The sequence below is a fragment of the Alteromonas sp. RW2A1 genome (assembly GCF_001886475.1).
GTDB lineage: Bacteria > Pseudomonadota > Gammaproteobacteria > Enterobacterales > Alteromonadaceae > Alteromonas > Alteromonas hispanica.
On record NZ_CP018031.1, the window covers coordinates 2,997,883 to 3,023,026 of the forward strand.

Here is a 25,144-nt window from a genome sequence, read left to right on the forward strand (position 1 = left end):
CATAGAAACTAAATGCCCGCACGTGCCTTTAAAACGACTTACGCTAAAAGCGCCGTTTCAGTGTGCCTGGCTCTTTTAGGCCCTGCCATCGCACTATTTCCCAACTCTGGATATGCCGACCACGATGATGCCCATTTTGTTGTTGGCTATATAAACCACCCACAGGTAAATAAATTTTATAAGCCCCTTATAGAAAGGGCGTACAAACAAATAGGTATTAGTGTGACTTTTCAGATTTACACGTATTTGAGGAGCTCGGCTTTAATTATATTCCGCTGGTAAAACATAGCTTAATTCATGTGATTAACAAAAAGCATCTCAACCTTCAGCCAGCCTTATCGAAAGCTATCGAGCACCAGCTTGCCATTAGCAAAGTGAATAACGCCGAAAGCGCTAAGTGAATTAAGCTGCTTTTATAGAGCAATTTTTATGAGGCAAGAGGAAGCGACAGAATAGCTCTACTATCATTAATACCAGTCCGCATAAATAATTGCCCACTCAGATGGCGCTGGCAAGTTTCCTAGCAAAGCGTGGGAATGCAGTAATGGCTATTTCCTTCCAAATTCCCAGAATGAAGCTAGGAAGCTTGCCAGGCCTTCCCGAAGGGCGAGTTTAAAATGTCCGTACTCTTTGTTGTGTCACCTTGATGTAGAACCCTATACCTGCGGTAACACGCCGCGATTACGAACATTTTAAGTCTCGCTGAGTGGGTAAGTATCTATGCGGAATGGTATAGAGCCCCAAAAACAAAAATGCCTGCATAAAGCAGGCATTTTTTTCGCTATTAATTTGAGTACGTTATTAACACTAGTGACTCAAGTTAATGTTATGGCTTCTCTTAGTCGAACATATACTTAAGAGATAGTACAGTTGTGCGACCATTCAGTGGACGAGCACGTACATAGCTGCCTACTGCTGCAGAACCTTCTTCAGATTCTGTGATGATGAACTCATCAGTTGCGTTGTTCACGTTAAGTGCTACTGAGAACTGGTCGTTAACCCAGTAAGTCGCGAACAAGTTAACTAGCGTGTAGCCTTCTTGCTTAAGGTCGTTGTTGTCTTGCACGTAGTATTCAGTTGAACCTTGTAGTGACGCACCTACAGACCAAGTGTCAGTTACGTACTCAGGTGTAATTGTCCAAATCCAGTCTGCTTGACGGCGTGGTGTATTACCTACGATTGCTGCATTGTTAACATCACTGCTAATTTCCGCATCTGTCCACGTTAAGTTACCAGCCATTACGAAGTTATCAGTGGCATTCCAACGACCTTCAAATTCAAGACCTGTTGCTTCGTACTCACGCATGAAGGTAAGACCGCTAGTTACTTCCGCTTGTGTATCTTCGGTAACCGTATCGAATAACGTAGCGTTAATCATTAGGTCTGAAGTACCGTACTTATAACCAACTTCAAGCTGTTTAGTCGTATCAAAACCAGATGTAGTGCTAGTAAGACTTCCGTCTTGGTTAAGCGTTCCGCCGATTTGTAACAAACGGTCTGCTATTGCGCGGCCGCCCTTAGAGTAGCGAGCGAAGAACGTTTGGCTATCGCTAAGAAGGTATGAACCACCCACCGAGTAAGACGTGTTGTTCGCATCGTAATCAACGATTTGTGATGCTGCGCCTGCGCGGTTAAGGTTAATTACACCACCGCGAATAAAGCCACTGTTAGTTGCCGATGCATCTTCGATTTGCTCAATCACACCGTTGCCGTTGATATCAAAATCTGTGTTACCACCACAGCAAGAGTTGATTAGCTCACCAGAAGCTTCCACTGTGTCATAACGAACTGACGCATCGATAAGAATGTTGTCAGACAATTCAAAACCAACGTTCATGTACGGCGCAGTTGTCACATAGTTAAGATCCCATTCCCATGAAAGGAAGCTAGGAGACAGTAAACCGTTAGAAACAAGGTCTACACCGTCACCATTAGTGATGTTTAGCATTTGTGAGTTAGAGCCATCCAAAGTCTGGATGAACGTCTGCCAGCTTGACCAGCTAGTCGCGATTTCTTGGTTTGAGTAGTAGTAACCAACAGTTAGGTCAACGCCGTTATCAAATTCTTTACGCAAGCTGAAATCATTGATCATGTTGCCAAGATCGTTAATGCGGGTGTCGAACTGTAGGTTAGTAAACGCTTGACCAGAGTATGCGTTACCCGCACCTGGGCCATTCGCTAGTGTTACTGTAGTAGTATCACAGTTAAGCGCGTTGCCGTCACCATCTAGGGCACCTGCACATAATGCATCAGCGAAGTTAGATACGTCACCAGGGCCAGTAGGGAAACCGTCTACGAATGGGGCAATAAAGCCACCAGAGATATCTGAAGTACGGAATTTATTTAACAGGAATAAGTTGTCAGCTACTTCTAAATCAACTTCGATGCCGAAAGAGCTTACTTTTGACTCGATGCCATCGCGCACATCGCGGTTCTCTGGGTTACCGAAGCTATCGAAAGTAGAGATGTTAGTGTTGTACGCAGAGTTAAGAGCCTGTGAACTTGCATCGTAGTTTGGAACAGGACCATACTCGCCATCGCCTTTCACCAATACTGGAGAAGGAAGGTACGTCGAAACTTTATCATCAAGATTTTTGTAATAGAAACGGATATGACCGTTATCTAGCATCTTAGTGATGTTGAATTTGATTTGACCGCCCTGATCACCATTGTAACCAGTCTCACGAGGACCTTCGCCGCCACGTGCAAAACCCGCAATGTGGTAGTACATGTCGTCGCTGATTTCACCACCGTAGCGGAAATCTAAACGGAACTCTTCATAATCGACACCAAATGAAGTTCCAATAGCGCCACCGCCTACTTCACCGGTGTTGCTGATCATGTTGATAACACCACCTGGAGAGTTACTCGCAAATGTTGATGCAGAACCACCACGGATGGCTTCTACATTTGCCACAGACCAGTCGTAACGAATAAAGTTATCAGCGTTACCAAAGTTGATGTCACCGTATTCTAAAACTGGAAGGCCGTCTTCATGAATTTGTAAGAATTTTGAACCACCAGTCGCTAGAGGAATACCACGGATAGTGATGTTAGCGTTACCGCCACCGCCTGATGATTCAGCACGAATACCTGGTAATGCGCGGAAAACTTCAGCAGTAGAACGAGGCGCTAATTTAACGATATCATTCTCGTCGAAGGAGCTAACTGAAACGCTCGCCTCTTGCATAGTCGCGCCACCCGGTGCAGCAGTGACGACAATTTGTTCGTACTTCTCTTTTGCTTTTTTCTCAGCATCTGAAGGCGCTGCTTCTTGTGCGAAAGCGGTTGAAGAAAGTGCTGCGCAAACAGCGAGTGTCAATGTGTTGTATTTAAGTGTGTTTTTCATGTCTTCTCCGGCGGTGTGTTAGAGCCTTGAAATCCAAATAGCGTGTTAATTTGACACAGCGATTGCACCCGCTGCTTAATCGATTAAGAATGTATACCAAGTTTTTTGTCTTGTAAAGATTCTGTGAAGAAAATTTTCACAATTAGGTATAGCAATTCGTCTAACATACATTTCATTTACAGGTATATAAATGATTTTAAAGATAAACGTTTGCACCAAATAAAGTTAAAACGTTTAAGAAAAAATGAAGAATAGCCTTGTACAACGTGCAATTACGGTCATCCCTACCCTTTACTGCTAAGATAATTGTAGTAAAGAATGACGGAAATAGTATGAGGTTGCCTTACTTTTGGTAATTTTTGTTAATTTAAATCAACTAATTTACTGATGAATTGTGTTAACAAATTACTTATCACTATTGCACGTTAGTCACAAAAAATAGTGTAAGGTTAGAAAACGATTTAGAAAGTCATTAACGTATCTTAATCGAATCCACCATAAGTTTATTAGTACTTAACACAAAGACAAGAAAAGGCGTTGTATTTTGCATCTTAACCACGGTGAAGCAACAAAAGAGAGTATTAAACGAGATGCTGTAAATATGCTCATGGAAAACTGTCTGATTGGCCTTTCCATGACGGCATTCTGCTTTTCAGGGCTTGTACTATTTTTTCTGCCAGCAGACCCTATCCTTCAAACAAAAAAGCTAACTTTGCTATTTGTGATGTGTTTTGTATTAGTCGCCCGGTTTTTGGATGCTGTTTATTGGCGAAGGAACCTTAGAGGTCGAAACTACAACCCCTACCCTGCATTTTTGCGCTTTTCCATGGGACTATTTGCCACAGGACTCATCTGGGCTTCTTATACATTATTACTGTTTGACTCTATGGGAACTATTGAGCTTGCAGTAACTATGGTTGTTATCGCCAATATGGCTGCTGGTGGCAGCACTGTCCTTTCACCAAGTAAAGTGCTTGTAGCTATCTACGCAACAGCACTTATTATTCCAATGTCTTTGTGTGCACTGGTATATCACGATGAGTTTTTTGTTTTGGGCGTATTCGGCATTGTTTTTTGGTTTGGCATGTTTGCCAGTGCATTTAGATATAACAACTTTTTTGTAGATACGGTGCACCTCAAAACAAAAAACACCGCGTTAATGGAACAAATGAGTATAGAGAGGCAAGAAACGGAAAAGGTTAATACGCTGCTTCGCCAAACCAATCAGCAGCTAGATGAGGTTAATGAAAGTTTAGAAATTAAAGTGAGTAAGCGCACAGAAGCACTTTTTCGTTTATCTAATCACGACCAACTCACAGGTTTACTCAATAGAAATGGATTTATTAAACAGATGTCTCCTCTGCTTGATAATGCTAAGGCACTGAACGGCACCTTCGCACTACTTTTTATTGACCTTGACGGCTTTAAGCAGGTGAACGATAGCTTGGGCCACAAAGTGGGGGATGTAATCCTTGCCGAGACCGTGCAGCGACTGCGCAAGTATTGCGAAAAAGATCATCTCGGGCGTTGGGGCGGTGATGAGTTTGTAGCCGTAATACCCTACGTCAATGTAGACACAGCAAAAACAATAGCGCAAGCCATGCGCAGTGGGATAAACGTGCCTGTGGTGGCAAACCAAAATCAAATAACCCTAGACGCTACCATTGGCATTGCCATGTTTCCCGAGCACGGCAGTAGCTCAATGGACTTAATTCAGCATGCCGACTTGACGATGTATGATCAAAAACGAAAACAGCGAGGTTCAATTGGAGTGTTTAATCAAACGCTCTTTAACCAGGTTAAACGAGAGCAGTATTTATGCGAGCACCTTCGCTATGCCATAGACAACGACGAGCTCTGTGTTCACTATCAGCCTATTATCGACGTAAAAACCAACACTCTTTCATCGGTAGAGGCGCTGTTGAGGTGGACTTGCGAAGGTGAAAATATTTCGCCTTGTGTGTTTATCCCTCTTGCCGAAAAATCAGGGATGATGCCAGAAATAGGTGCTTGGGTGCTTAATCGTGCGCTTATCGATTTATCCCATTGGTCTGGTGCCAGTGAAGTTTGCATATCTGTAAATGTTTCTATCGCGCAATTACTCAATGATGAGTTCATCCATATTCTTGATAGCGCATTAGCAACAACACAAGTTGCTCCAGAGCGTCTTACATTAGAAATTACAGAGAGTGTTTTTGCCAATGATGAAGAGTTAGTATCTGAAAGGCTGCAAGCACTGGTAACCAGAGGGGTAAAAATATCCATTGACGATTTTGGTACCGGGTTCTCTTCGCTATTTCGATTACAAAACATGCCCTTCAACTTTATTAAAATAGACAGATCTTTTGTACAGAATGGGTCTGAAGAGAGTGATACAATTATAAGAGCAACACTATTAATGGCGAAAGAATTTGGCTGCAAGACGATTGCTGAAGGAATTGAAACAAACGAGCAGCGAGAACACCTAGCAAAGCTTGGTACAGACTACCTACAAGGGTTCTACTTTGCTAAGCCTCTTGAGCTCGCAGAACTTAAATCTTGGTATAACGATAAAAATTAACGACAATGGCACAACTTTACTTTTACTACTCCGCGATGAACGCAGGAAAATCCACATCACTTTTACAATCTGCCTATAACTATCGCGAACGCGGTATGCACTCTATTATTTATACTGCTGCCATAGACGACAGATTTGGCGTTGGTAAAGTTACCTCTCGCATAGGTTTGCAGGCAGATGCAAAGCTCTACGGGACTGCAGACAACCTTTTTGAATCAATTAAAGCAGATGAACAAGCACGACCACTTGATTGTATTTTTATAGACGAAGCACAGTTTTTAACTAAAGAGCAAGTTCGTCAATTAGTTGAAGTAGTAGATGAATTAGACGTCCCTGTATTGGCTTACGGACTGCGAACTGATTTTCTTGGTGAAACCTTCGAGGGAAGCCATTACCTTTTGGCATGGGCAGATAAACTTTTCGAACTAAAAACAGTGTGCCACTGCGGTCGCAAAGCCAATTTTGTTGTCCGGCTCGACCAAGATGGCAACGCAGTGAAAGGCGGAGACCAAGTAAAAATTGGCGGCAACGACACATACGAATCGATGTGCCGTAAACACTTTAAAGCTTTAGTCTGGAACGATTAATTTCATTATTAAACGCTACCGCTTCCCCACTGTTTCGCCGATCTTTAGGTCGAAGGGCAGGATTTGTTTTCTTACTTCTCCTGCCAATAATGCCTTAGCAGCAGCCTCGCCTTTCGATACGCTAGATTGACATATGGTTGTAAGGTGGGGTCGCGCTCGATCCGCCTCTTCGATACCGTCGAACCCAGTTATTTTTAACTCATTAGGCACATCAATACCCATCGCGATTGCACTGTGTAGTAGCTCTAATGCAATAATATCACTCATACACAATACCGTAGATGGGCGAGGTGAACTCATAAGTACTTCTTTTGCTGCCTGCCTTGCATAGTTTCTATCACTTTCTGGAAGATGCCATATCCACTCGTTTTGAATTGACACTCCTTTCTCTTCAGCAGCCCGCAAATAGCCATCAAGACGGCGGTGAGAAATAGAGCTGTCGGTATCAATAAGCGGGTTATCGTAAATTCGACATGTAGAGGGCGAGTCTATTAGGCGCAGTCCAAGGATTGCAACCACATCATCTTTTTCTATGGCAGCTTTGGCAACCTGGTAAGCAGCATCTTCGTTGTCTATGTTGATCGATGGCACATCGACGATGTCAAAATCAACGGTTATTGCAGGCTTTGGCTGTGCGGCAATTTCGCGAGCTAATTTGTAGTTTCGCGGAGCTCCATAACAAATGAAGCCATCGACAAAGTCAACCACGTCTAAAATGCTTTTTGAATCGCCGGCATAAAGAAGAAGGTGCTTACCTTGCTGTTGGAGCGTAGTAGAAACCCCTTTAATAAACGTACTCGCTACCGGGTCGCTTACCATATAGGCAATACTATCAGCAAGTACGAGAGCTACAATGTTTGAAGTTCCTTTACGCAGAATTTGCGCGGCTTTATTTGGCCCCGAGTACCCTATTCTTTCGCACTGCAAGAGAATATCTTCCCTTCTTGCTTTGGATAATTGGTCGGGGCGGTTAAAAGCGTTCGATATAGTTGCGGTTGATACGCCAAGTTGTTGTGCGACATCTTTAAGCGTTAACTTGGTCTTATTCATTTAGTAATAACTCACTGTGCAAATCTTAATCGATATCTGTTCCGACTCTTTAATCAAGCCGAACAATACAAATTTCCGCACAATAATAACATTATCTTAAACGTTTAACCTACAAAAAATTAACGCGATAACAACGAAAACTTAAAACAATAAATAAGCCTTAAATTAGAGCGTATTGAACCTTGCTACTGGTCTATCGTGTGCCAAAAATCTTATCGCCAGCATCGCCCAACCCCGGCAAAATATAACCATTTTCATCAAGACGCTCATCAATTGCAGCAGTGAAAATATCGACATCGGGGTGCTTATCAACTACCGAACGAATACCTTCTGGTGCAGCAACAAGAAAAAGCCCCATAATATTTTTGCACCCTTTTTCCTTTAACAGATCTATCGTTGCTATTAACGTTCCTCCCGTCGCTAACATCGGATCGACAATTAAAGCAGTGCGCTCATCAATGTTTTTGACCACCTTGTCGAAGTAGGCCACTGGCTGAAGCGTTTCTTCATCTCGATAAAGTCCAACTACGCTTATTTTAGCGTTGGGAATAAGCTCTAGCACGCCCTCTAACATCCCTAAACCTGCGCGCAATATTGGCACTACGGTTATTTTTTTACCCTTGATTTGCTTAACTTCAACATTATCGCCAGACCAGCTTTCTATAAAGGCTCGTTCTGTAGGCAATGTTCTTGTGGCTTCGTAAGTTAATAAGTTGCCTACCTCAGAGGCTAATTCACGAAAATCTTTACTGCTGATTGTTGCGTTGCGCATTAACCCAAGTTTGTGGGCAATAAGCGGGTGAGTTATTTCATGAACGGCCATAGAAGCTCCTAATTGGGTTGTTTAATTGCCACTATACTAAAGGTTATGAATCGCTCTGTCTCGATTTATGCGAAACGCCGATGCTCCTATTGCTCAACTGTATTAGCTCAACGTTACGAAAGATTTTCAAACCAGCGACCGTCTTTCTCATGAAACATTAACGGTTAGCCCATCGGGCAACGTTACTTCAATCGTTAAGCTTCCACCCACAGCAGCTAAATAAGCAGCAGCACGCTGTAAAGAAACATCTTGAATTCTCTTCGACTCTAATTTGCTTACGCCAGATGCTGTTACCGAAAGCGCCATCGCGACGACTTCTTGCTTAACGCGATGCTGCTTTCTAATATCGCCCAGTGTTAGTTCTTTCATGTTCTTATTCCAAATTTATGGGCACAAAAATGTATGGTCCGCCTCGTTATTGCAATGATTAATTTCGATAACGGGGTTGGTTATGCGCTAATGTATTCGGAGTCTGTTTAGGCGCTTTCGCAACTTCTGTAGGAAATGCAAGTGCAGAGACAATACGAAAATATATTCAAGAGCAGGGGTGACACCGATTCATCCCCGCGACATCACTTCGTTCTGATCACGGAGTTTTCTCGGTGAGCTTCGATAAAAATTGTATTGTGAAACGTTTTGCATAATTCTTCTCTTAATGGCTTTAACGTGCAATTTTTGCAGCGTCATTTTTCGTGGTCTTTTTATCTAGCAATTCTAGAATTTGTTAACTTCGGTCGTCCCTAATGAGATCCATTTGCAACAGCAGTCTTTAACAAAAGTATTCGCTAACAGATGTAGTCGTCAACAATGACAGAAATTGGCGGAACAACCATTTGAAACAATCCTTGCTATGCTTGAACATATCATTTTAAATGACAATAACAATTACTTTCCGAAAAGGAAAGTAGTGGGGCAACGTCGAACTATTATGAAATTATTCAGACAGGATAGATGTACCTGTAGGCGTATGTTTAAGCTTTGCTAAAAACTCGGGTACTTCCATGCTTCCCTCTTCGGGAGCCCAAGGAGCGAACCCCTTATCTTCATTCACATCGTAAGGCCCCTGTTTCACCTCCATAAAAACAACGGGCTCAAAGCATACTGTGGCATGCCAAGTGTTCGGGGGTATTTCAAGGCCAACGCACTGTCCTTCGGGTTCTAAGGTTACACGCTCTATGACAACGCCTTGGTCATCAAAAAACAACAGGTCCAACGCTCCCTCAAGCACCATAAAGAATTCCCACTTATACGCCTGAACATGCCTATGTGGTCTTACGTAAGAGTCTGGCATCATAGCAATAAACAAACGTTGCACAACGTCATTGTAAGACTGATGAATGTTGAGATTTGCCCTTCTTCGCTCGCTATTAGACGCTCTATCTTTTAGCTCGCTGAACATTTTGCTGTCAAATAGTTGGACTGTTTTCACCTATGCTCCCCGTTGAAACTTACACGCTACTTAGATTTTCGCATTCGTCGGCTTTGTTCTTGCCTTTTTTCTTCGCGCTTTTCCTTTCGATCTTTTTTGTCTGGGGTGAGCGAGCCAGTTTTAAATTTTTGCTTCCGCTTCGCTTTTGCTTCTGCTTTCTTTGCGGCCGCTTCTTCAATCTCAACTTTTTCTTCAACCAGCATTTCCGGAGTTTCTAGGGTAACCCGCCCTAGCTTTCCTGACTGCAGTTCTTTTAACAAAATTTCACAGATCTTATGCAGGTTAACCCGCCCACCTGCCATTATGGCACCTCGGCTTTTTGCGGCAGCTTCAAGGAACTCTATTTCCGTGCCGGGGAGGTCATCAAGCTTGAATCGCTCTTTGAGAACATCAGGATAGGCCTTTATTAAATAGTCAGCAGCAAAAAAACCGACGTCGTCATACTCCATAGCTGTATTTTTTACAGCACCAGAAGAGGCTAAACGATATATAGAATTAGGATTTTCTAACTTAGGCCAAAGTACTCCCGGCGTGTCGAACAAAATAATACCACTGCCCAAATTAATGCGTTGCTGACTTTTTGTCACCGCAGGCTCGTTGCCAGTTTTAGCTATGATCCTGTCGGCTAATATATTAATAAGGGTCGACTTACCGACATTCGGAATTCCGGTAATCATAGCCTTAATCACTTTTGCCTGACCATCTTTGTGAGAGCAAATGCTGCGAATAAGCTGCATCAGTTGTTTACTGTTGCCCGGATTATCGCTTGATGTGGTGATAGTTTTAACACCGCGCTCTTTCTCTAAGCTTTCTTGCCATCGAGCGGTAATTTCAGGGTCTGCCAGGTCGTATTTATTCAGTATTTTAATACAGGGCTTATCACCGCGTATTTTGGCAATTTCAGGGTTTTCGCTCGAAAATGGAATTCGCGCATCGAGAACTTCGATGAGTATGTCTACCTTGCTTAGCGACTCTTTTATTTCTTTGAGTGCCTTGTGCATATGACCTGGAAACCATTGAAGAGCCATGCGTAAATCCTATATTTTATTGATACTTAAACAAAAAGTGCGTGAACAACAATTGCTGAATTAAAGTGGAAGCGAACTAAATTATTGAGATAATTCGTAAGTACAAATATTAACAGCGCTGGCTAAATTCAGGGAGTCTATTTTACCGCTGCCAGTGATTGTAAATGCCGTTGCGTTTAATCGAGCGATTTCTTCAGTGGGGACGCCCCTTGCCTCATTACCAAAAAGGTAACACTGGAAGTTGCCAAAATGCTGCGATTTTATCTCATCGCCATGCATATCTAGGTAAGCGAACTGAGAAAAACGCGATGCTAAATCTTTTAACGTCACGTTGAGCTCCATGTCGACGTGGAAAATAGCGCCCATACTCGCTCGAACTACCTTGGAGTTAAACGGATCTACACTGTTGGGACTCAACAAAAGTTTAAAGTTACCAAACCATGCCAGCGTGCGAAGTATTGTACCAAGGTTGCCCGGATCTTGTACTTCATAAAGATAAATGTATCGCTGTTGGTTTAATTGACTATTTGCGCTTTCGTCGCTAACGCTATTAATATCTTTGTTTGAAGATGCTGTTTTAAGAGGAACTCTGGCAATAATTCCCTGAGGCGATTTAGTATCGCTTAACTGTTGCATTTGTATCGATGTTAAGCGCTCGACCTTGACAGCAGGCACACGCTCATTTGGAGAAATCTTCGATTGCCCGCTTTCCACCGCGGCCTCTCTAGACAGGGCGTGCTCTAACCAAACTTCATATTCGTTAGTTACATAAATACTCAACGTCTCATTGGGTATGGTATTAAAGTTAACATCCTGCCTATTGGCCTTCAGCAACTCTAAAACTAAATGCTCTCCTTCCACCAGATAAAACCCGAACTGAGTTCGATACTTTTTCTGATGCAGCTTCTTCACATCACTTAGTTTCATTGTCGCTAGCCCTTTTCAATTGATGCGCGCAAGTTTAAGTTATGTGAATGAAAACTCAAGTCGATAATAACGCCAATACAAGATTAAGCATGGATATACCCATTACTCTTAAACAAATGTAACGCCTTAATTCACTATTTTTTTGTATTCTTACGACGTCTCTTTAAACAAATGTACAACAATGACGAATTCACCTTCCGCCAATGCTTATTCTTTTAAAACTACTGCAGCACCTAGCAACTGTACAAAAGTCACAGAAGAAAAAATGAGAGAGGAAGCGGTAACAATTTATCTGCACTATACAAAAGTTGTGTTACCAGAACTCGCTCAATCTGAGGGTGAAATCAGAGCTTGGCCAATCAAAAACGACCATTGCTTTCAGCGTGTTGTATTAGACACTGTTTGTCAAAAAGCCTGGTATGAAGTTATTCCTTCGCCCGCGTATAAAAACCTTTCTTTGACGCAGGCACTCGCAGCAAAAAACTTGTGCGAGCGAATTGCAGGTAACTTAGAGTGTGTAAATACGCTGAACAACAAATCGAAAGCATGGCGAAAAAAGCAGGCCAGCTTCGCTTTTTAGCTCTTGCTAATGACATTAAACTGGATGATCACTGTCGTTAAACCATAACGTCTAAACCGCAACGTTTAAGTCATAACGTGCAATCCATTAGATTAAGGATTTTGGGAGGACTTTCATGCCACAGCGAACTTACCCGAAAGATGCAAGTAAAATACATTCAGCTTCAGATTTAGAAGACGTGGTGGTAGATAAACGAGCACACTGGCGCGCAAACAATGCAAAAGCAAGACGCAGACAGCGGCGCTATAAGAAAAAGGTTGTAACCCATCTCGTTAACGAGCTTTATATAAATGAAGAATTTGATCAGTGAACCAAAGCAACGTATGCTTTGCCACACATCTGGTAATACCAGTACACGCTCCCTGTTTTAAGCGGCTCGTATTATGTAAAGGACACTCATTATGGCTTTCGATTTAAAAATAGAAAACGACATTGCATTAATTACGTTTGATGACGGTAAAGTGAATGCGGTCGGTTTTAACCTTATCGAGCAGTTTAATAAGGCGCTAGATGAAGCAGAACAACACGCAAACGCGGTAGTTTTTCATGGTGGCGAGGGCAAGTTTTGCGGCGGTTTTGACCTTTCGGTTATGAAAAGCGGCGATGAAGAAAAGCAGAACAAATTGGTTCAAGCCGGTGCTGATCTCATAGTTCGTCTATATGGATATCCCCTACCTGTAATTGTTGCAGCAGAGGGACACAGTATCGCATTAGGCGCCATTATGTTGATGGCTGCCGACTTGCGCATTGGCAAAGATGGCGGCACTAAATACGGCCTGAACGAAACAGCAATAGGTATGGTACTCCCACCATTTGGTATGGAATTGGCCAAAGCGAGACTTTCGCTCACATCACAAACCGAAGCGTTACTTTTCTCTCGTATTTTTGAAGGCAAAGAAGCCGTTAAGGCGGGATTTCTTGACGCTGCAGTGCCTCAAGACCAAGTGTTACGAACCGCCATGGGCTATGCAGAAAAATTAAAAATGCTTCCGCGAGCCGCTTTTGCAGAATCAAAAATGCAACTGAGAAAAGCGACAATAGAAAAAATGAAAGGCTAGATTACACTCAGTATAGAATGCCAAATAGTCGAGGTCTGATTTAGCAGTGGAGCTCTGATTCAAGACCTCTGACTTTAGCAATACCTCACACAGTTATTAGGGTTTTATCTCGTTTAATTAAGTTTGTATGCCCAACACCTATCAACTATCTAGCTCACTAGGCTATTGAAAACTCCAAGCAATAAAACGACTCAATTTATTCCCCTGCCCCATATTGATAACTTTGTGCACTAATTCGCAATCGTTGTCATAAGAGTAATATTCAAGGCTTTTCTTTATCGGCGCTAAATGTTCAGATTTAGACACTAAGCAGGTAAACCAACCCACATTGTCTCTAACCTCAATACTTTCTTTTATCATACGTTGTATAAACGCCAGCTCGCCCCCCTCGCACCAAAGTTCGTTGGCTTGCCCTGCAAAATTCAAACTAGTACCAGCGTTACTTTCACGAGAGCTTGCAGAGGAGCCTTTACCCGAACGCTTTAGTTTATTTGCTGCGAGGTTTTTGCTCTTGCGGGTACTGCCGGCAAGTGCATCACGCTTAGATTTGTGAAAAGGAGGGTTGCACATAGTAAACGCGAAGCGCTCGTTATTTTCTATAATATTCTTAAATATGTGCTCGGGCTTTATCTGTTGTTTTATGCTGATCAGTGGGCGTAAAACTTTGTTGCTTTTGACTATTTTCAACGCATTGTCACAAGAGTTTTTATCGATATCACTTCCCACAAAAGACCAGCCGTAAACTTGCGAGCCAATGATAGGATAGATGGCGTTTGCGCCCACTCCCACATCGAGCCCCTTGATATGCGCTCCTTTTACGGCTTCTGCTTTTTCATTACTGCGCACATCAACGGCTGATTCAGCCAATAAATCGGCGATGCCATGTATATAATCGGCGCGCCCCGGTATAGGCGGGCATAAGTAGCCTTTTGGTAACTGCCAACGTTCTACATTGTAATAGTGTGCCAAAAGAGCGCCATTTAGCGCGACAACGGCATCAGGGTTTGCAAAGTCTATGCTTTTTTTGCCACTTTTGGCGTTTATGACGTGGGGCCTGAGCGCCGGATATGACTCACAAAGTGCCGCCATAGGATAGCCGTCTTTGTGATAATTGCGAGGGTGCATTTTATAAACCTATAGCTGTGTAAACCTGTGACGCTTAACAATCGCACACTTCTACTGTTGTTGCGGTATATTAAGTGCGTATTTTGCGTACAACGTTGACAATTTGCCACTATCCTTCAGCGTCTTCAACTGACTATCAAAGTGCCGCTTTAACTGCTTGCCACGCTCGTTCATAACAAAAGACCAATACAGCTTATAATTGCCAATCTTGCTGGTCGTAAAAGACGAATCGGCATCTTTAGTTTCGCTTGACTTACTTTCGCTTGAGAGCAGTGGAGAAACAATACTGTGTATGTCTACATAGTAGTCAATTTTTCCTTTTTGCAGCAAAGAGACTGCCTGCTCTGGGTCATTCACTGGGATCCCTTTTGCGTTGCGGGGTAACGCAACATAAAAGATATCTGATTCATAGCCGGCTCTGTATGCACCTACTTTATTGGCTAAGGCGTCTTTAGTGAGATATTCACCTTTTCTCGATACAAGATAAACGTCCTCGGTTAATAAAGGCCATTCTGATTGATAAAACACAGTGTTTTGGGGAAGTGCGCCTGTCATATCTATGTTTCCCGTTGCGAGATTTTTTAACGTTCTCTTCCAAGGAAAGTACTCTACTGACATTGTGTACTGAGATTCTTTGAAAATTTCGGACAAGAGCTCGTGATAAAACCCGGTTCCGTCACGCTCGGTAAAATTGGCCCACACATCTGTGCCCCACTTAATAAACTGGGGCGATGGCTGTGCAAAGATACTTGTCGACAACATTAATAAGACAATCGAAATTATCTGTTTCATCTATAACCACTTTTCATAAATGGATAAAGCCCCTAAATCAGATGGGCAATAATAACGCAAAACAATAATCAAAATTAAGGTACAAGTTTTTCGCTGCGGCGGATTGAAAAATGTCGCATACTGGTTAAACAATGATCACATTGCAACGATAAACAATTTACAGATCGTACCACAAAAAAGGAAATTTATGAGAGCGTTATTAGTCTGTTCTATGATGTTTTTATACGTATATTCCTCTGCGAATGCAGAGGGCGAAATTTTAAGTATGAAAGCCCGTAGCGACATTATTGACCAAACGTTATCCCAGCGTTTTGAAACCGTATTGCCCCATATTATGCGAAGAGAAAACATCGATATGTGGGTTATTATGTCCCGAGAATATAACGAAGACCCTGTACTCAAAACCATGCTGCCTTCTACTTGGATATCGGCAAGACGTCATACTATGCTCGTTATTTACGACCAAGGTGAAGGCAAACCACTTGAGCGACTCGCAGTGGCGCGATATGCGGTAGCAGATAGTTTTGAGAAAGCATGGGATAAAGAAAAACAGCCAAATCAATTCAAAGCACTCGCCGATATTATTGAAAAAAGAAATCCTAAGAAAATTGCCATAAATGTATCGGAAGACTTTGCCCTTGCCGACGGCATGTCATCTTCTGAGAAAAGTAAGTTCATGGCTTCGCTACCCGATAAATTCGAAAGCCGAGTAGTTTCCGGTGAGAGATTAGCTATTGGTTGGTTAGAAACGCGAAGTGATATGGAAATGGAGTATTATCCAATTTTAACTCAAATTGGACACAATCTTATTGCAACTGCGTTTTCAAACGAGGTAGTTACACCAGGCGTGACCACCACAGACGACGTGGTTTGGTGGCTTCGCGACCAAACTACCGCGTTAGGATTAACAAACTGGTTTCACCCCACAGTGTCTATTCAAAGAGCAGATACTGAAGAGTTTGATCAGATTAAGGCATTTAGTAAACGCCCTGAAAAAAATATTATTCAGCCTGGCGACCTTATTCATGTAGATTTTGGCATTACCTACCTGCGGTTAAATACCGACCAGCAGCAACATGCCTACATCTTAAAGCCTGGAGAGACCGACGCACCGAGTTATCTTAAAAAAGCCTTAGCCAATGCGAATAGACTTCAAGATATCTTGACAGGCAATTTTAGCGAAGGACTCTCGGGCAATGAAATTCTAATGCGTTCACGTAACCAAGCTATTAGTGAGGGTATTAAGCCGGCAATTTATACTCACCCTCTTGGTTTTCATGGTCACGCAGCAGGCCCCACTATTGGCATGTGGGATGCTCAGGAAGGCGTTCCTGTAAAAGGGGACTATCCCATGTATGAAAATACGGTTTATTCCATTGAATTAAATGCAGCAACAATGGTTAAAGAGTGGAATAAAGAGGTGAGAATAATGTTGGAAGAAGATGCTTTTTTTGACGGAAAGTCTGTGTCTTATCTAGATGGAAGGCAAACAAAGTTTCATTTGATTTCATCCCCTTCAAACTAAACTTTAGCACTTTCGATGTATAAAGCACTTCCGATGTATTAGAACACTGCATGGGAATGTAATTTCGAGAAGCATGAGGTGAACAAGCATGAGGTGAATTAGCATGAGGTGAACAGCATGAGGTGAATTAGTCTCAACTTGCTCTGTCAGATTCGAATAATAGAACTCAATCAAATCTGACACTCGTGTATGACCAGAAGCGGACGTTGGTTACCGACAAATTTGGGGCGCAGGCATGCGCGATAATGGCGAAGCCGCCTGCGTGTTTGCGCCCCAGTGCGCCTTGGCGCACGCCATAATCAATTTGTTAGTTCTTGTTCTTCGCAGTTGCTCTTCTAACCATCATAGTAACATCCTCATTCATATTCATAGGAATCAAATTAATATCTTTATGTTTAGCTGCATAAACCCTAAATATTTCGTCCGCAAAAGCCTGACCTACAGAAGTTACACCATCAAAATCAAAAACAACGTAGCTGAATTTTTCAACTCTTCCGAGCAGTCTTTTGGCTTGCGAACGGGATACTAACTTCTCACCTTCATATACAGCTAGCTTTACAGGAATTACCGTTTTGTTGAATTGAAAGTCGTCAGGGCCAGCAGTGTAATCATCAAATACTTGTTTTATAGTACGTGAAGCGTTTTTATTGATTTTCATAAATACCATTGTACCAGGCTCATCAATCATGAAATCAGAATCAACTAAAAAATCAAAATCCACATTATCCTGATGACTGAACTTTAGTCCTTTAGAATCAATCTCAAATAGATCAAATACCCTTGAAGTGAAAAATATTCCTTCACCACTATGGTTTTCCGGATCAGTAGTTAACTTACCTTTTGACAGTTCTACCAATGCTTGACGGTCATCTGGAAGATCGCAAAGTCGTTTAATTCTTCTAAAAATCCCTTCACCATCATCAATTATGAAAATGGTAACTTCTTCAGTTGATCTTCTAACTGAAATAAAAATTGACTTTCCATTTGAATGGTCAATTACATTGTTTACCATTTCGGTAAAACCGTAATGACAAATATCGACTACATTCTCATTCAAACCTTCGAATATGAATGAATAGTGATTGCGCCATACTTTATCCTCTGCGAAATCACTTGTAAGCTCGAATAACTGCTTATATTCCCGTTTATCCCCTAATGAATAGGTTTTGCCTTTTCCTCGACCTGTCGTAGAAATCCAACCCTCAGACTCTAATTTTTTAAGGTGATTATATGTCGCTTGAGGAGTAATGCTAAAAATTGCAGCAATGTGATTTGCTATATCTTTGGGGTGATGTTTTACGTCCCGAATGATCTGCTGCCTAATCATTACCCCACGTTCTCTATGAGATACCACGTCTTATCCTTTAAGAAAAAACAATACTTAAAGGATAGCAGTGAATTGCTTAAAGGTAAAGATAGATTTTGTTAAAGTTAGATAATTTTGAAAAGAGAACTAACAATTTAATATAGTGCGAACTGCGCATTTTTCTGCCAACGCATCGCTCAATTTTATACTTTCATTATTAACTCCAAACTCGTTATCACATTGCTACATAATGGGAAATTGGCGATCTGGATAAAGTGTTTAAAAACAAAAACGCGCGATTGCGTCGTTTTCCTGAATATAGGGGAAAGGCTGCTAAAACTGTGTATCCAGACAGGCACTTAAACCAGAAAGTTGGTTTCAATCGTGGAAATGTCAGAAATTCTCGCGTTGACACTATAAAGTAATCAAGATGCCAATGTCCTATTCACGCCTCATAGCTGCCTGTCAGATGGAGTTTAAACCTATCCATCGAAACTGTGAGATCAGATATGAGCTCCTCAAATAATTTTTATTCTTCAGTCATGCGAACTTCAACATTCTTAGATTTGTAAGCTCGAACAAAGTCTGCGATATCTTTATGATTACAAATCACGGTCTCACCGCTTAAACCATATTTTTCTAATGCTTCGTCTTTACCGATGGATAAAGCTTCTAAACAGGCTTGCGACGCTGCATTTTTGTTTTTAGCTACAAGTGCAACTTTCTTAGCATCTGTAGAAGCAACGTTATTTCTGTACATGAAAGCAAATGTTCTAAGCGATTCACCATTACATCTTACAGAAGCACTAAACTCGTCAGCATCAAACCCATTAGCTCGCACCAAACGCATTGCTTTTTGATAGCCCTGATTGGCTGCGGTTAAACACGCTTGTGTTTCAATATTTTCAGTTACAGGTTGCAACTGGATATTTTTTGCAAAAGATGGAGCAACCGTAACGGAAGCGATAAGAGCAATAGCAAATGTAGACAGTTTCATAATAAACCCTATGTTGTAACTTAATTAGATTTCGCTGGAGCAATGTCCATATTATGACCAACAAAATCATAAAATAAAGCAAATTATGTAATTAAATTACAATTAGCGGTAATAAAAGCTACAAATAACGCAATTAATGAAATTAATTTACATTTAAAGATCAGCGTTTTCGAATTGTTTACAAAGCAAACAGCCCAGCAGAAAAACTCACTGGGCTTTTATTGGTAAAAAGAAGAGGTAACCATTGATATGTCACTTATCAGGTCGTGCATCCAATTTAATGATGGCAATGGATTTTGCGGCTGATAGAAAAGCCGGTTTAGCCGACCAAGTAAATTGACAGAATGATGAGGCTCTTTCGGTTTTCTGCGATGCTCACTCTCTGTTTGCAAAAATTCCCAGGGCTGTAGGTTAAGGTGGTCAATTTCTTCCTGAGTGACACCAAGACCGTGAAGCGTAGACAGTATTCGCTCTGTTTTGCTCTCTGCAATTAGAATAAGATCGTTGCTAAACATATCAGCGAGTGGTTCATTGACAGCCTCAAGGGTATGCTGAATAGCATGCCACACAGCGTCATGACAAAACCGCCAGCCGCGAGGTGCATAATACCCTTCTATTTCCCACTCAAGTTCGGCATTACTTACCGCTATTGAGCTATCAGCCTCTGGAGAAAACGATAAGTCTGGCCTTGCCCCAATATTGTATGCGTCTACACTCATAGCAATACAAATAATTAGGTCTCCACACTCTTTTTTATTCGAGTAAAGCGCCTCAAAAGCTGCTCTTTTTACGCCCATCCAGCCATGAACCTTTGAAGGTTGTTCAACGAAATGACGGACATCTTCAGGTAAATCCTCGCCATAACGTTCAATCAGCAAAGGAAGTGGATTTTGATTGGGGGCTTCGTCTGGCATCCATACTTCATACTCTTGACGATTATCGGCTTTACCCCGGCTTTTTATGCCGTACGATAGGTTCACTGGACGGCAGATACTGCGATCTTCATCAACCTTATGAAAATACTCTGAACGCATTCGTTTTATAAAAGGTGCATCTAATCCCGCAAGCGCAGCAGTAGGGTAGCGGTAGCCAATTTCGCTGTTTTCTACCATTTTTAACGATGGAATTTGCGCCTCTAGCTTGGCTTTAACTCCTTTCAAAATATTGACAGTTGGCAACACAATACTTCGTTCTGGCTCTATAGTAAGCCTATTCCCATCTGCCGTAACAAACTTGGGCACTTTGTGAAACTCATAGTTTTCAACGCCTAATGGGGCCAATGCATTATCTCGATACTGCGACAATTCTGAAAAAAGCGCTGTGTGGTTTCGAATATGCTTAAATAATGGGCGAGATGGAGACATAACTTTTCCTTGTACTTATACGCAATTACCATGTTGTCATGATAATGCACATGGTTAAATGCGTTGCATAAAACTGTGTGTAATATTAGCCCCGCATTCAGATGACATATGCAGCTCTTGGCAGCATGACTGAGGCTATTAAAATTATGAGTTTTTAGAAAATCCCCCCTCCTGTTTACTGATCCAACGATAGAAAGCGATGCCAAATTTGAGCGCCAACATCATCGTAGTGTTTTACTAATTCAGAAAACTCTCTGCGCAAAGCTTCATCTGTTAGTGGCGAGGGTAAAAGAGGGTCAAAAACCAACTGGTGCAGGGCGTAATCTCCCACGTGAAATGATTCAAATGTCGCCTCTTCTAACGTTAGGTTTGGTAACCGCAATAGTGACGCTTCTACATCAGATATGCCCTGCTTATACTGTTTTTCAAGTTCTTCGGTGTTCCACAGATTACGAATTTTAGATTGCAGTTTTAGATCAAACTCACTAGCGCAATACACCACGGCCTGTTTGCTTAAACCTAACGTACAGAGTTTTTCTCTAACCACTGCCGCACCACCAGCTATATTCGCAGGCCTCACGTACATATCAGTGAATACTTTTCTCAAGCCAACAATTTTTAAAGCGCGTTCGTTTTCTCGAGTTTGCTTTTTGTCGCTTTTCGACAGCATATTGGTTTGCACTGCAATCCAGCTTTCGTTCCAAGAAGGTAGTAAAGAAGATTCAGCATCTCGCCAACTATTTATCTCACGAGCAAACTTTTCTCCACCTTTGCCCAGTTGATAATATCCTCTATCAAGCAATGACAACATTTTTGTGCTTTGAAGCCGATTTAATGTCACTCTTATATTGTTTTCAGAAATTCCAAACAACTGGCCTACACGCACGGCACTGGCTGCCGTCATTTGCACGTTGTCTCGCGAGCCCAACAATTTTAGTAGTAACTTTCGCGCCACCGGCTTTTTTGCGCCTGTTTGTTTCAAAACACCTACCCTACCTTTGCGTGTTATTTTTTTACCACTGCGGATTTCATTGCGACACGGTTTCAGCACCTTACCTATAGAATCTGTCTCTCATAAGGCAGCAATAGTTACTTTTATAACCCGTAAATCTGAAAATTACACAAACATTACTTACTTTGACTTAATTTACCTTTATGTGTAATTTCTAATATAGGTAATAAAAATACAAGTAGTCAGCGAGAGTGGGTAAGACTTTACCGGCTAATGACATCATTCACAGAGGCGAGCAAGAAAATGACATCACCAAATAAATTTCAAACTCATGAGGTAGAAAACCAACCTCTGCCCCTGCCGGCCTACAACCTCTGGCTTGCAGACGAACTACTTCAGTGCTTTGTTTCTCAGCATTGCGATAAGCCGCTACCTTCTGTGTTGGAAAGTTTTGGGCACCTCGCTGGCCATGATCAATTTGAGCACGGTGAAGACGCTAATAAAAACAAGCCCGTTTTACACGCGTTTGACCGGTATGGACGTCAAATAGACGAGGTGAAATTTCACCCAAGCTACCATGCCTTAATGTCTTCGGCTATGGCTAATAAGGTGCACTCATACTCCTGGCAGAACTTAGATACACCGGGCAGCCACGTTGTGCGGGCGGCGCTTTTATATATTCACAGTCAAACCGATGCGGGTACCACGTGCCCACTAACCATGACTCATGCCGCAGTACCCGCCATACAACAAGGGAAAAACTTGCCCTCGTATTGGTTAACCAAGTTAGTAAACGGACAGTATGACCCCCGACAGCTTCCTGCCTTCAAAAAGGAAGGAATAACCGTGGGTATGGGGATGACTGAAAAACAGGGTGGTTCCGACGTAAGACGCAACAGCACGCGGGCAGAAAAACGAGAAGATGGCAGTTATGCCATTACTGGACACAAGTTTTTCTATTCTGCACCAATGTGCGACGCACACCTTATTCTTGCGCAAGCAGAAGGAGGGCTAAGCTGTTTTCTTCTCCCTAGAATCTTAGAGAATGGCGCTTTAAACCACGTTCGCATTCAAAGACTTAAAGATAAACTTGGTGATTGGAGCAACGCTTCATCAGAAGTAGAGTTTCAAGAAGCAACCGCTTTCCTACTTGGCGAAGAGGGGCGCGGCGTTCCTGTCATCATTGATATGGTATCGCTCACGCGTCTAGATTGTATGATTGGATCTTCAGCCCTAATGCGACAAGCCCTCGTGCAGGCTCTGCATCATGTGGGCGAGAGAGAAGCATTCGGTAAGCTGCTGATTAACCAACCTCTGATGCAAAATGTAGTAGCAGATTTAGTGATTGAAAGTGCGGCGGCAACTGCACTTACCATGCGTGTTGCGAAAGCCGTAGACGCAAGCGGTACTAATGCTCACGAAGCTGCACTTGCCCGCATTACTACCGCTATTGGAAAGTATTGGGTGTGTAAACGCACAGCCACCTTCGTTAATGAGGCACAAGAGTGCCTTGGCGGAATTGGTTACGTAGAAGAGAATGCAATGCCCCGCCTTTATCGTCAGGCGCCATTGAATTCGATATGGGAAGGTAGCGGTAATGTGCAATGTCTGGATGTATTGCGCGCATTGTCAAAAGAGCCGGCAACCAAAAAGGCCCTGTTTGCAGAATTAAAAACAGCGGCAGGCAAAAATCCTCATTTCGATGTATTCGTCGAAGACTTGATAAAAGAATTTAGCAACACTGATTCTATAGAAATACGAAGCCGACTCTTAACAGAGAAAACAGCCTTGGCCCTGCAAGCCTGTGTATTACTAAACAATGAGCTTGTCGATATGAAAATCTTGGCGGAAAGCTTTTGCGAAAGTCGCTTAGCAGGTCAACATGGGTTGGCGTTCGGCACCTTGCCTGCCACCACACCGTTCAAGGAAATCATTCAATTTGGCTCACTGAAAGGGCAAAGAGTCTAGAAAGTTAATTCTGCCAGAATTCTTGTGACGCCCTGTAGACAGGAGAATTAACGACTTCATCTAATGCTGCGTTTATGCGATCTATTGCCTCTTTTCCCCACGCGTTATTGGTACACCCGACTGCGCCTGGAATCTTCTCTTCGCCCAACTCTGAGGTGTAATAAAATTGCAACTTGCTATCACCCTCCGTTAAGGTGAAATACTTCAGAATTGACGGATACTCCAAAGTAAAATCTACACGGCCGTATTCCAGTTGACGAAGAACACGAGTAGTAGCTTCTGTACCAGCAATAGGTGCATAACGAGGTGTTTGTTTCAGGCTATCGACCAAAACTTGAAGCGCATCTGGATATTTTCTCGAGATAGGTTGTGCAAACGTGAGCTTATTGCTCTTAACCAGTGCTTTCAGAGACACGCGCCTATTTTCATCTAAAAATGGCTCAATCGTCTTTGGGAGCGCGATAATACCCAGTGGAGGATACAAGGTAGTCACATCGGAAAAGCGCCATGTGGTATTGTGCTCTCGCTGAATTACGCACGGAAAACAAAGGTTTTCATTTTCCTCGGTATGTAAGTTAACCCGAGACTGAGGCATAACCACTGTCTCGTGTTTAACATCAGACATAGTGGGCTTTAATTGATTAATGAGCGCATCGCAAATTCCCTGAGCCCTATACTTTCCTTCGAGAATAAAAAAAGGCGGTGCAGGGATTACAGCCCATGTGATTGATAGCCGTTCCTCTTCACTTATGCCCTTTTCTTGGTTCTCTCTTACCCTTTTTTTTGCATCAAAACCAGTCTCAGCTTCAACAGTAAGAGCGCCGCCAACAGAGAAACCAACCGCGTTTACATTCATGCTGCTTATTAAAAATAGATTTAAAATGAAAATGACAAAAGGGAATTTAGACATGGTTCAAAAAAGGGCAAATAAGATGTCTTCATGTTCTAATAAACGCCATTTAACTGCAATTGTTATTTTGTCTAATATTTATACGGCTGAGAGTAAAACATTATCGTTTACATTGCCGCTATCTTGCGTGATCATGAGCACATTATCATTGGGAGTGTGTATTTATGGATAGACGATGGCAACAAATTCAGCGCATCTTTTGCTTTTTCATTCTTTGTCTGAGTTTGAGCGGGTGTGCAGCAAGTGGCCCTACTGTCTCTTTAGATAAATCACAAGACTTTAAAGAAATTGATAGCTTTTTCGTAAAGTCACCGCTTAACAGTGTTAACCCAACGCTTGAAAACAGTATTGCACAAGACATTACCTCGGCATTGTCAGAAAAAGGGCTTTCCTCTACTACTGAAAATTTAGCTGACGTAGTAGTAAGCTTTTTCCCTTACACAGAAACTAAAGAAGGTGGAGCTCAATTAAATATTGGGCTTGGTACTGGAACATTTGGTCGCTCTGGAGCCATTATGCTGGGCGGTGTATTAAGTGTTCCCGTTGGAGAACAGTTCACCGACTATCAAAACCTTCAAATTGAGGTGATTAACAAAAGCACCGTTATTTACAGTGCATCGGGAAGCATCGAAATTGAATCTAACGATGTTATTGCCGTTCAACAAGCGTTGAATCAGTTGGTGTTATCGCTACTCGATAGCTACCCTAGCATAAAAGACAAATAACAGGCAGGCGGGTTCTGATAGCGCTATGCTTTAAACTTACGCTACGCTTGAGAAGAAAAACTTGCTACAAAATTTAGGCACTAAATAAG

22 protein-coding genes are annotated in these 25,144 nt (G+C 42.2%); 8 read left to right on the plus strand and 14 right to left on the minus strand.

Annotated features, from left to right (window positions below; genetic code table 11):
• Positions 1-838: 838 nt before the first annotated feature.
• Entirely contained in the window at positions 839-3,349 is a 2,511-nt protein-coding gene (locus tag BM528_RS13395) for a TonB-dependent receptor domain-containing protein (RefSeq protein WP_071980243.1), read from the minus strand.
• A 544-nt stretch (positions 3,350-3,893) separates the two neighbouring features.
• On the opposite strand from BM528_RS13395, the gene BM528_RS13400 reads away from it, so the two are divergent.
• The gene (locus BM528_RS13400; RefSeq protein WP_232230490.1) at positions 3,894-5,909 is read left to right on the plus strand and encodes a putative bifunctional diguanylate cyclase/phosphodiesterase; all 2,016 of its coding nucleotides are present in this window, start codon (positions 3,894-3,896) and stop codon (positions 5,907-5,909) included.
• Between the two features lie 5 nt (positions 5,910-5,914).
• On the plus strand, positions 5,915-6,496 hold the full coding sequence (locus BM528_RS13405; protein ID WP_071980244.1) for a thymidine kinase: 582 nt from the start codon (positions 5,915-5,917) through the stop codon (positions 6,494-6,496).
• 15 nt (positions 6,497-6,511) lie between these two features.
• Here the strand turns inward: BM528_RS13405 and BM528_RS13410 are convergent, their stop codons facing one another.
• The 6 genes from BM528_RS13410 to BM528_RS13435 all read right to left on the minus strand — a co-directional run bounded on the left by BM528_RS13410 (position 6,512) and on the right by BM528_RS13435 (position 11,753).
• Complete coding sequence (locus tag BM528_RS13410; RefSeq protein WP_071980245.1) at positions 6,512-7,546, minus strand: LacI family DNA-binding transcriptional regulator; 1,035 nt, start codon at positions 7,544-7,546, stop codon at positions 6,512-6,514.
• Between the two features lie 193 nt (positions 7,547-7,739).
• Positions 7,740-8,369, minus strand: coding sequence for a uracil phosphoribosyltransferase (gene upp / locus BM528_RS13415; protein WP_071980246.1), 630 nt, complete (start codon positions 8,367-8,369; stop codon positions 7,740-7,742).
• A 147-nt stretch (positions 8,370-8,516) separates the two neighbouring features.
• Positions 8,517-8,738 carry an XRE family transcriptional regulator gene (locus BM528_RS13420; RefSeq protein WP_071980247.1) on the minus strand — a complete coding sequence of 74 codons (222 nt, stop codon included), beginning with the start codon at positions 8,736-8,738 and terminating at the stop codon, positions 8,517-8,519.
• Between the two features lie 565 nt (positions 8,739-9,303).
• Positions 9,304-9,798 (minus strand): WbuC family cupin fold metalloprotein, encoded by a 495-nt coding sequence (locus BM528_RS13425; RefSeq protein ID WP_232230491.1) that lies wholly within the window; start codon positions 9,796-9,798, stop codon positions 9,304-9,306.
• Positions 9,799-9,824: 26 nt separating this feature from the next.
• The gene (gene ylqF, locus BM528_RS13430) at positions 9,825-10,826 is read right to left on the minus strand and encodes a ribosome biogenesis GTPase YlqF (RefSeq protein WP_071980249.1); all 1,002 of its coding nucleotides are present in this window, start codon (positions 10,824-10,826) and stop codon (positions 9,825-9,827) included.
• 81 nt (positions 10,827-10,907) lie between these two features.
• Positions 10,908-11,753: a TrmH family RNA methyltransferase gene (locus tag BM528_RS13435; protein ID WP_071980250.1), complete on the minus strand. Its 846-nt coding sequence runs from the start codon at positions 11,751-11,753 to the stop codon at positions 10,908-10,910.
• Between the two features lie 181 nt (positions 11,754-11,934).
• Between BM528_RS13435 and BM528_RS13440 the strand changes: the two genes are divergently transcribed.
• From BM528_RS13440 to BM528_RS13450, 3 genes are all read left to right on the plus strand, one after another.
• Entirely contained in the window at positions 11,935-12,333 is a 399-nt protein-coding gene (locus BM528_RS13440; protein WP_198033562.1) for a hypothetical protein, read from the plus strand.
• Between the two features lie 115 nt (positions 12,334-12,448).
• Positions 12,449-12,643 (plus strand): hypothetical protein, encoded by a 195-nt coding sequence (locus BM528_RS13445; RefSeq protein ID WP_071980251.1) that lies wholly within the window; start codon positions 12,449-12,451, stop codon positions 12,641-12,643.
• Positions 12,644-12,734: 91 nt separating this feature from the next.
• Positions 12,735-13,391, plus strand: a complete 657-nt coding sequence (locus tag BM528_RS13450) for a crotonase/enoyl-CoA hydratase family protein (protein WP_071980252.1) — start codon at positions 12,735-12,737, stop codon at positions 13,389-13,391.
• Positions 13,392-13,553: 162 nt separating this feature from the next.
• On the opposite strand, the gene rlmF is transcribed toward BM528_RS13450, so the two are convergent.
• Together rlmF and BM528_RS13460 are read right to left on the minus strand one after the other, a co-directional pair.
• A complete protein-coding gene (gene rlmF, locus BM528_RS13455; protein WP_071980253.1) occupies positions 13,554-14,516 on the minus strand; it encodes a 23S rRNA (adenine(1618)-N(6))-methyltransferase RlmF in 963 nt (320 codons plus the stop codon).
• Between the two features lie 51 nt (positions 14,517-14,567).
• The gene (locus BM528_RS13460) at positions 14,568-15,308 is read right to left on the minus strand and encodes a substrate-binding periplasmic protein (protein WP_071980254.1); all 741 of its coding nucleotides are present in this window, start codon (positions 15,306-15,308) and stop codon (positions 14,568-14,570) included.
• A gap of 187 nt (positions 15,309-15,495) precedes the next feature.
• On the opposite strand from BM528_RS13460, the gene BM528_RS13465 reads away from it, so the two are divergent.
• Positions 15,496-16,833: a M24 family metallopeptidase gene (locus BM528_RS13465; protein ID WP_071980255.1), complete on the plus strand. Its 1,338-nt coding sequence runs from the start codon at positions 15,496-15,498 to the stop codon at positions 16,831-16,833.
• A gap of 307 nt (positions 16,834-17,140) precedes the next feature.
• Here the strand turns inward: BM528_RS13465 and BM528_RS13470 are convergent, their stop codons facing one another.
• The 4 genes from BM528_RS13470 to BM528_RS13485 form a co-directional block, all read right to left on the minus strand.
• On the minus strand, positions 17,141-18,187 hold the full coding sequence (locus BM528_RS13470; protein ID WP_198033563.1) for an STAS-like domain-containing protein: 1,047 nt from the start codon (positions 18,185-18,187) through the stop codon (positions 17,141-17,143).
• A 481-nt stretch (positions 18,188-18,668) separates the two neighbouring features.
• The gene (locus BM528_RS13475; RefSeq protein WP_071980257.1) at positions 18,669-19,136 is read right to left on the minus strand and encodes a DUF3718 domain-containing protein; all 468 of its coding nucleotides are present in this window, start codon (positions 19,134-19,136) and stop codon (positions 18,669-18,671) included.
• Positions 19,137-19,354: 218 nt separating this feature from the next.
• Positions 19,355-20,500 (minus strand): hypothetical protein, encoded by a 1,146-nt coding sequence (locus tag BM528_RS13480; protein ID WP_071980258.1) that lies wholly within the window; start codon positions 20,498-20,500, stop codon positions 19,355-19,357.
• 175 nt (positions 20,501-20,675) lie between these two features.
• A complete protein-coding gene (locus BM528_RS13485) occupies positions 20,676-21,482 on the minus strand; it encodes a PaaX family transcriptional regulator C-terminal domain-containing protein (protein WP_071981324.1) in 807 nt (268 codons plus the stop codon).
• A gap of 273 nt (positions 21,483-21,755) precedes the next feature.
• On the opposite strand from BM528_RS13485, the gene BM528_RS13490 reads away from it, so the two are divergent.
• Positions 21,756-23,420 carry an acyl-CoA dehydrogenase family protein gene (locus BM528_RS13490; protein ID WP_071980259.1) on the plus strand — a complete coding sequence of 555 codons (1,665 nt, stop codon included), beginning with the start codon at positions 21,756-21,758 and terminating at the stop codon, positions 23,418-23,420.
• A gap of 4 nt (positions 23,421-23,424) precedes the next feature.
• On the opposite strand, the gene BM528_RS13495 is transcribed toward BM528_RS13490, so the two are convergent.
• On the minus strand, positions 23,425-24,276 hold the full coding sequence (locus tag BM528_RS13495) for a hypothetical protein (protein ID WP_071980260.1): 852 nt from the start codon (positions 24,274-24,276) through the stop codon (positions 23,425-23,427).
• Between the two features lie 218 nt (positions 24,277-24,494).
• Here BM528_RS13495 and BM528_RS13505 point away from each other — a divergent pair, with 218 nt between their 5' ends.
• A complete protein-coding gene (locus BM528_RS13505; protein ID WP_071980262.1) occupies positions 24,495-25,055 on the plus strand; it encodes a DUF4136 domain-containing protein in 561 nt (186 codons plus the stop codon).
• Positions 25,056-25,144: the final 89 nt, after the last annotated feature.